The organism is uncultured Campylobacter sp. (assembly GCF_937997595.1).
Taxonomy (GTDB): Bacteria; Campylobacterota; Campylobacteria; order Campylobacterales; family Campylobacteraceae; genus Campylobacter_B.
The window spans coordinates 1-8336 of the sequence record NZ_CALKTS010000089.1; the positions used below are offsets into that span (position 1 = coordinate 1).

9 protein-coding genes and 1 pseudogene are annotated in these 8336 nt (G+C 45.0%); 4 read left to right on the forward strand and 6 right to left on the reverse strand.

The genetic code is table 11. From position 1 onward, the window contains the following. The 4 genes and pseudogenes from Q0614_RS03255 to Q0614_RS03270 form a co-directional block, all read right to left on the reverse strand. A pseudogene (locus Q0614_RS03255) lies at positions 1-356 on the reverse strand (hypothetical protein); the annotation flags it as partial. A gap of 48 nt (positions 357-404) precedes the next feature. Continuing rightward, entirely contained in the window at positions 405-1229 is an 825-nt protein-coding gene (locus Q0614_RS03260) for a hypothetical protein (RefSeq protein WP_298786504.1), read from the reverse strand. Positions 1230-1351: 122 nt separating this feature from the next. Next, positions 1352-2170: a cache domain-containing protein gene (locus Q0614_RS03265; RefSeq protein WP_298786505.1), complete on the reverse strand. Its 819-nt coding sequence runs from the start codon at positions 2168-2170 to the stop codon at positions 1352-1354. Next, entirely contained in the window at positions 2167-2538 is a 372-nt protein-coding gene (locus tag Q0614_RS03270; protein ID WP_297881567.1) for an HIT family protein, read from the reverse strand. The genes Q0614_RS03265 and Q0614_RS03270 overlap by 4 nt, the downstream gene beginning before the upstream one ends. A 163-nt stretch (positions 2539-2701) precedes the next feature. On the opposite strand from Q0614_RS03270, the gene Q0614_RS03275 reads away from it, so the two are divergent. Then, the gene (locus Q0614_RS03275; protein ID WP_298786508.1) at positions 2702-3910 is read left to right on the forward strand and encodes an MFS transporter; all 1209 of its coding nucleotides are present in this window, start codon (positions 2702-2704) and stop codon (positions 3908-3910) included. A gap of 221 nt (positions 3911-4131) precedes the next feature. On the opposite strand, the gene Q0614_RS03280 is transcribed toward Q0614_RS03275, so the two are convergent. Beyond that, positions 4132-4740 carry a YigZ family protein gene (locus Q0614_RS03280; RefSeq protein ID WP_298786509.1) on the reverse strand — a complete coding sequence of 203 codons (609 nt, stop codon included), beginning with the start codon at positions 4738-4740 and terminating at the stop codon, positions 4132-4134. Positions 4741-4810: 70 nt separating this feature from the next. Here Q0614_RS03280 and galU point away from each other — a divergent pair, with 70 nt between their 5' ends. The 3 genes from galU (at position 4811) to Q0614_RS03295 (ending at position 7526) form a co-directional block, all read left to right on the forward strand. Next, positions 4811-5647 carry a UTP--glucose-1-phosphate uridylyltransferase GalU gene (galU, locus tag Q0614_RS03285; RefSeq protein ID WP_297881561.1) on the forward strand — a complete coding sequence of 279 codons (837 nt, stop codon included), beginning with the start codon at positions 4811-4813 and terminating at the stop codon, positions 5645-5647. Then, positions 5634-6896 (forward strand): glucose-6-phosphate isomerase, encoded by a 1263-nt coding sequence (locus Q0614_RS03290; protein WP_298786510.1) that lies wholly within the window; start codon positions 5634-5636, stop codon positions 6894-6896. The genes galU and Q0614_RS03290 overlap by 14 nt, the downstream gene beginning before the upstream one ends. A gap of 237 nt (positions 6897-7133) precedes the next feature. Next, a complete protein-coding gene (locus Q0614_RS03295; RefSeq protein ID WP_298786511.1) occupies positions 7134-7526 on the forward strand; it encodes a VOC family protein in 393 nt (130 codons plus the stop codon). A gap of 162 nt (positions 7527-7688) precedes the next feature. On the opposite strand, the gene Q0614_RS03300 is transcribed toward Q0614_RS03295, so the two are convergent. Next, positions 7689-8336: hypothetical protein (locus tag Q0614_RS03300; protein ID WP_298786512.1), on the reverse strand; the 648-nt coding region annotated here is incomplete at its 5' end.

Sequence of the window (8336 nt, forward strand, 5' to 3'; positions counted from 1 at the left end):
TCAAACCAATTCGATAAATTTATATTTTCTAATTCATAATATGCGATTTCATATGAGCTGCGCCGGGAACTACCATAAGCATAAACCCTATAATCATTGATCATTTGATCTAGTTTTAGCTCATAATCCAAATACTGCCCTATCGCTCTTTTATACAGTTCCTCTTTCGGTAAAATTCTACCCTCTTTGAGGCAATAGCCTTGTTCGTATTTGTTATAGTCGGAAGTAGAAACCACAACAAAGCCTCGCGAAGTGGAATAATCGGGGATTATACGGATAAATACGGCGCAGAGTATCGCCGCTAGAAGCAGCACGCCTATTGTGACTTTAAATTTAAGAGATTTATAAAATTTCATACCGACGCTCCTTTTAAAATTTAAAATTTCAGTTGTTTACTCGGCTTTTCAGCCGCCTTTAAACAAATCCTCTCTTACCAAACGATCCGCTATTTCTTCGACATTGTTTTTATAAATTTTAAAATCGCTATTGCCGCATGTATCGATTTTTAAATAATAATTCTTTTCGCGCGATTCATTTTCTATGGTGTTGTCATAATATTGTTTTCCTTCAGACAAATCTTTTATGGTATCTCCTTCGTATATTGTAATCGTGGCATATCTAAATTCGAAATTATCATACAATATAAAGCTTTTATCGAAGTATAAAATATACTCGCGCAAACCGCCGTATTCTACTATAGGCTCCTCAAAACCGGCTGATCTATTGTTTAAATTTATCTTTAATCTTGCTGAGATATTTACGGGCTTCATTTGAAATTTCTCGACAAAGATATTTCTATATGGCCAAGCGGCTTGATTTTTACGTTTTTGTATCTCATATTCTTTAGATAGAACTTCCAGCCAATCATTGTTATTAAATTTATCCGTTTCGTAAAAACCTACTTTAACGGCAAATTCTCTATTGCCGTAGTTGCAAGTCTCACTGCCATATACATAATAGCATTTGTCGGTAACGAGGGTTTGAAACAGCATGCGCCTATTTAAAAGATCTAAAATTCCGCGCTTAAATCGCTCCTCTTTGGGCAAAATTCTGTTTTCTTTGAGGCAATAGCCTTGTTCGTATTTGTTATAGTCGGAAAGAGAAACGACGGTGAAGCCTCGTGAAGTGGAATAATCGGGGATTATGCGGATAAATGCGGCGCAAAGTATTATTATAAGAAGCAGCACGCCAGCTATCGCTTTAAATTTAACGGATTTATAAAATTTCATACCGACGCTCCTTTTAAAATTTAAAATTTCAGCGCAAATTTCTGCGATTTTACGATTAAATTTAAAATGCCCGCCGCAACAAAGCAGACAAGCTGCAAAACGCCTAAATTTAAATCCCGCCGCTAGCCTTCGCGGTGCAAAATTATATAGCCCAGCTTCGTGCCGTTTTCGTCCGAAAATGCCCGCACGTAAAAATAATGCCCGTCCTTTTTGATAAAGCTCTGCGCCCCAAAATCAAGCGTCGCCAAAATCGACAAAACGTCGTAATCCGGCGCGCTGTTTACGACGATAAAGTCCTTGATAACGCCTATTTTATCGTAGAAGCAGTCGGTTTCAAACCTCTTATCTACGAGGATAAAAATATCGTTTCCCATGCGGTTGATCTGCGCGATGACGTGCTCGAAATCGAGCATTATCTCGGCGCTTCCGATAAATTTGCCCTCGCTAAAAACGGGCGAAATTCCGCGCATAAAAACTCCGCATCGCCCCATCTCCACAAGCGCTTTTGGAAGCAGACTATGGCGGATCTGCAAAAGCGAATGGCGAAACGAGCTCAGATCGTCGTTGTAAAATTCGTCGCTCCAGCTTCTGGCCAGACTTCTGATGTTTTGCGTGTGAAAATGTATCTTAACGCCCGTGTAAAAGGGCACCGCGCTTAAAATGTCTTTGTATTTTTTCGTCACGTCCATGCACTCGCCGTGTTTACCGCTCTCGAAGCAGCGCACTACGTCGCTGTTCTGCGACAAAATCAGCGAGATCGCAAAGGCGTTTAGCTTCTCTTCGTCCACGATCTTTTCAAACAAACTCGCGCTGAAATCGAACTGCTGCTTGATTTTTATCTCATTTTCCTCGCTTTTAAAGCGCAGATAAAATGCAAAGGTGGCGCCGCAGCAAGCAAGCGCGAAAAGGCTTAAGTATTTTTTTGAGCGCACGCCTATCATCTGAATTCCATCTTTAAATTTGCCGCCAGAATTTCTGCAAATTCGCTAAATTCCGGCAGATCGAGTTTGCCGTTTCGCATCTTTTTTCCCCAGACGGACTCCGGGAAAAAGCTGTCGTTTTTGAAACGCGCCTGGACGTGAAAATGCACGCGCGGCACATAGTTTGCGAAGCTTGCGATGTTGATCTTATCGGGCGCGTAAAACTCCCGCAGGCTCTTTTCGCACTGAAGCACGGCGCGCCACAGATGCGCCAGCGTCGCCTCGTCGCAGTCGCTAAGCTCTTTAAATTTCGCCTTCGTAAAGACCTTCACCCACGGCACTTCGTGCTCCTCGCGCTCCACGTAAATCATCTCGTCTTCGTAAATCATCGCGTTCTCCTTGAAAACGGAATTTTAATGCAAAGCCCATTAAAGCTCGGTAAATTCCTCTTACATAAATAATATACTAAAATACATTAATTAAATATATCTATAAAATATCGATGTATTCGTGATTTTTATGCTATAATTCTATTTTTTAAAAGGAATATATATGAAATCAGTTTGGGTAATGATCCTATGCGCCGCGGCGATTTTGATGATTACGATGGGCATTCGTATGTCATTAGGTCTTTTCGTGCAGCCTATAATGCAAGCAAATTCCCTATCCATCGCGCAAGTAAGCTTTGCGATGGCGACTACGCAACTGGTATGGGGCTTTTCGCAACCGCTTAGTGGGATACTTGCAGACAAGCTCGGCGCCTACGTCGTGCTGTTTTGGGGCAGCGTGCTTTTGGCGATTAGTTGCGCTCTTGTGCCGTTATTTAGTAGTGAAAGCGCGCTTGTATTAACGATGGGTTTTGGGCTTGCACTGGGGCTTGGCGCGGGTAGTTTTCCGATTCTAATGAGCCTAATGGCAAAGCGCCTGCCATTTTCTATCCGCTCGGTTGCTAGCGGAGTGCTAAATGCAGGCGGCTCGTTCGGGCAGTTTTTATTTGCGCCGATGATTGGGTTTTGTATCGCAACGCCTGCTTTGGGATACGGCGGCGCATTTTTTACGCTCGCAGGGCTTAGCTTGCTAATTCTACCGCTTGCAAGACTTTTGGCAGGCAGTAAAATTCTATTTGGCGAACAAACCAGCCTGCATGAAGAAGATAAGCGCAGCTTAGGCGAAGTTCTGCGTTTGGCACTGCGCGATAAAAGCTATATTTTGATAAATTTAAGCTTTGCTACGTGCGGTTTTCACGTAGCGTTTTTAGTGACGCACTTGCCTAGCGAAGTAGCGCTAAGCGGGCATGGCGCGCAGGTAGCGTCCTTTTCGCTCGCACTGATTGGTATCGCTAACATCGTAGGCAGCTTATTCGTAGGTTGGTGTGTTTCCAAAGTGCGCTGTAAAGTCATTTTATTTTGCATATATGCCCTGCGTATCGCTCTTATTGGTGCTTATGTGCTCTCACCCAAAGATAGCCTTACGTTTTATATCTTCAGCGTGGGATTAGGATTTACCTGGCTAGCGACCGTACCGCCTACTGCGGCTGCCGTCGGTAAGCTGTTGGGAACGCGATATTTAGCAAGCCTATTTGGATTTACGATGCTTTCGCATCAAATCGGCGGATTTTTTGGCGCATATATCGGAGGTCTTGCAGTGCGGGCATACGGCGCGTATGATTATATGTGGTATTTGGATATGACGCTAGCGGCTATTGCGGCTCTGCTAAGCCTGCCTGTGCGTGAAGCTAAGATGAAGCACGTTAAATTTTAAAAATTTTATGGGGTTTTGAAATTTACGGACGGAATTTTCGCGAAATTTTGCAAGCCAAATTACGACAGAATTTTGAAAATTTTAAAATTTATCGGATTTTATGTTTCGCACGATGAAATTTCACTTTAGCTTTAAAATTCCGCTGCGATAAAATGCAAAATCCGCTTATGCTTTCAAATTTAGCCTGGGTGAGCTTTTAAATTTTATAGAATTTTGAAATTTTAAAATTTCGGCTCGTGCAGCATTTTAAGAGCTGGCGCGAGAGCGCCTGCAAAGCCCATAAATTTTTCAAATTCCTCCGCGCTAAGCTCTGCGTTAAACTCCGCTCCCACAGCGCCGAAGCTCGCTTCATAAACGAAACCCGATTTTTTTAAAAAATGTTCAAATTTAGCCACCGCCGCAAACGGCACGAAAAATATGCACTTCTTACGCAGCACGAATTCCACTAGCTCTGCGGCGTCCGCGGCGGCGTCTATCGCGGCATTTGCGCTACTAGCGTATGCGCGCACGAGCCCGCCCGTGCCTAGCTTGATGCCGCCGAAGTAGCGCACCACGAGCACGGCAGCATTAATTAGCTCGGCGCCGCGAAGCGCGTTTAGACACGGCGCGCCCGCAGTCGATTTGGGTTCGCCGTCGTCGCTCGAGTTTTCTACGATCTGCCCGGGCTCGTTCAGCGCGCGATACGCCCAGACGATATGGCGCGCTTTAGGATGCTGCTGCCTCAACTGCGCACGTAGCGTCTCAAAGCTTGCTAGCGGCGCTAGATAGGCGATGAAGCTTGATTTTTTGATCTCCTGTGCGGCGCTGATCTCTTTTTCAATCGTTTTCAAGGCTTTCCTTTGCGGAATTTTATCTTTTTTGCATTATAATAAAAGTTCAAAAAAAGATCAAAGGAGCTTCATGATCCAGACTTGTTTATTTCCCGCGGCGGGTTACGGCACGCGCTTTTTGCCCGCGACCAAATCGCTACCAAAAGAGATGCTTCCGATCCTTACCAAGCCGCTCATTCACTATGGCGTGGACGAGGCGCTGGAAGCGGGCATGGATAATATGGCCTTCGTCACGGGTCGCGGCAAACGCGCGCTGGAGGATTATTTCGACCGCAGCTACGAGCTGGAGGATCAAATTTCAGGCAGCAGCAAGGAGTATCTGCTCGACGAGATCAGGGCGCTTATGAAGCGCTGCACCTTCTCTTTTACGCGCCAAGAACAGATGAAGGGGCTCGGTAACGCGATTTATACGGGTAAAATTTTAATCCGCGACGAGCCTTTCGGCGTGGTGCTCGCAGACGATCTGTGCGTGAACGAAAACGGCGAGGGCGTGCTTGCGCAGATGGTTAAAATTTACGAAAAATACCGCTGCAGCGTCGTTGCGGTGATGGAGGTGCCGCCGCAGGACGTAAACAAATACGGCATCATCGCAGGAAAGAGCATCAGCGACGATCTGATAATGGTCTCGGATATGATCGAAAAACCTGAGCCTGGCGAGGCTCCGTCGAGCTTAGCCATCATCGGGCGCTACATCCTAACGCCCAATATTTTCGATCTCATCGAACAGACGGCGCCAGGTAAAAACGGCGAGGTGCAGATTACCGACGCGCTTTTGAAGCAGGCTCAAAACGGCGTGGTGATCGCGTATAAATTTAAAGGCACTCGCTTCGACTGCGGCTCAGTAAAAGGCTACGTGGAGGCGATCAAATATTTCTACGAGCGAGAATTCGGCGATGGTAAAAAATGAGCTGTTTTTCCCTCCGGCAAAAGAGGGCGCGCTAGAGGAGGTGGCGACAAAGATCCGCGCCGAATACGAAAGCGGCGAGATAGGCTACTACCGCCTGCCGCAGCAAGGCGCAGACGAAATAGCGCGGGCGCAGGAATTTTTTAGCGCACGAAGCTACGACGGGGTCGTGCTTTTGGGCATCGGTGGCTCCAGCGTAGGCGTGCGAGCGCTTTATGAGATGCTGCGTCCGCGCGTAAGAAAGAATTTGCGCTTTGAAATTTTGGATAATCTCGACGGGCACAGTGTAAACCGCGCGCTTGAAGGGTTAAATTTTGCTCGCACGATCTTCATCGTATCCTCTAAATCGGGCGGCACGATTGAAACGATCTCGCTTTTTAAGGTCGTTTTGCAGCGTTTTGGAATTTCAGAATTAAAGACGCTAGCAAAAAATTTCATCTTTATCACCGATGCGGGCTCGCCGCTGGATGTCTTTGCGCGCGAGCACGGCGCCTGCGTAATAAATATGCCCGCTAACGTAGGCGGCCGTTTTAGCGTGTTAAGTGCAGTAGGGCTAGTGCCCGCAGTTGGGCTAGGTCTTGATGCAAGCGCGATGCTGCGCGGGGCTGCCGCCGCAAAAGAGCGGTATCTGGATGAAATTTTAGCAGGCGATCCCGCTAAAATCGCAGAGAATAAAATTCTACGAAAAGCCTATCACTACGCCACACACAAAAGTGCGAAAATTAATATCCTTTTTAGCTATGGCGACGCGCTGCGCGCATTGGGCGAGTGGTACGTGCAGCTATGGGCGGAAAGTCTAGGTAAAAAGATCGGCTTTAGCCGCGAGGGGCTTACTCCTGTGGGGCTTGTAGGCTCGCGCGATCAGCACAGCTTCCTTCAGCTCATAATGGACGGCGTAAAGGATAAGACCGTGACTTTCTTAAAGCTCACGGGCAACGGCACTACGGACGTGGTACCTGGTATCAGTCTGCAAGGTCTTGAGGGCTGCGATTTCGTAAATGGCATGCGACTGGACGAGGTGCTAAATCTTCAGTGCGATGCTACGCTGCAAGCCGTGCTAAATGAGGGTATCAGCGTCGATCTAATCGAGGTTTCGCAGCTTTGTGAACAGAGCGTGGGCGAGCTATTTTACTACTTCGAGCTGCTAACCAGCGCTACTGGAGCGATACTGGGCGTCAGCACTTATGATCAGCCGGGCGTCGAGGTAGGCAAGAGAATTTTAAAATCGCTAGTTTTGAAATCGCGGGATTAAATTTCGCTTCTATTTTACGGGGGTACGGAATTTCGGCGCGTTCGATTTTACTTAGGCTAAATTTTATAATTTTAAAATTACCGACGCAGAATTTTCCGTGCGTAAAATTGTCGCTGCGAAATTTTGATTTCGCGCTATGAGCATTTGGAATTTTGTCGCAAAATTTCACGGCAGAATTCCAAGATTGCACCGCGAGGCGTAAAAATTTTGCGACTTGCAAGCGCACAGGGAGATGAAATGAAAATCAAAGGGATCGATCACTTCGTCCTAGTTACGGAGGATCTGCAAAAATGCGTGGAATTTTACGAAGGGATTTTGGGCTTAGAGCATGTTTGCGAGGGCGGCAAACACAGCCTGCGCTTCGGCTCTTCAAAGATCAATATCCACACCCGCGCGGGCGAGTTTGCGCCGTTTGCAGCGCGTCCTATCGCGGGCTCGGCGGATTTTTGCCTCATCTGCGAAGATCAAAGTGCGCAGCAGCTCAAAACGGAGCTTGAAAGCAAAGGGGTGCAAATAGAGCTTGGCGTCGTGCCTCGCACGGGCGCGCGCGGCGCTATGCAAAGTATCTATCTGCGCGATCCTGACGGCAATCTCGTAGAGCTCGGCGTATATGAAAGCGGCGATGATTAGTGCGTAAATTTAAAGGTAAAATTTCAAGCAAAACACTAAAATTTAAAAATTTTCTAAATTCTATCTTTCATTAAAGATCAATATTCTACCGATTAAATTATTTATCCCTCGACATGCCAATTATGTGCCGTTTATATATTTTTGAAACCTTATCTTTTGTTTTTAGAATTTCATAAATTTGTTCATTTTATTCACTATTATTTTTGCAATATCATAAGGCGGTTTCCAAAATAAATATCCCTCTGTAATATCTATATTTAGCGTATCCAAGAAATATTTTTGTAGCTCATCAAACTCCTTTTTACTATTGATCGTAAATACTTCTGAATCGAAACCGTTGCATATCAGCAATTTATCACAAAGTAAGAACCTAGCCGTTTTCTCAAACAGAATGTAGCAGACAAATTTAATAATAGGCATCAGCAACAAGCCCATAATTATAAAAATAAACATATAAAATTTAAAGTTGTATAATGCCACGACGATCATTATAAATAAAACTAAAACACAAAATTTAATTTTCACATCAAATGGCGCAAAATTTGGAATCATATAAGCATATCTGTAAACGGAGATATTTTTTAACGCCATCTCTTTTTCGCATTTGGTTTTATTTTTAAATTCTATTTTGTCCTTCATAAAGGCTATAGTTTTTTTGCTATTTATAAAGTTTGCCGCGTATATAAAGAAAAAGGCAGTGCCATAACCTAGCAATATTTTCATATAAAACCTAAATTTATACTCGCCGTCAAAATTCTGTATCAAAGAACAAATTAATAAAATTCCAAGAGCTATCAGCCAAAACAGATC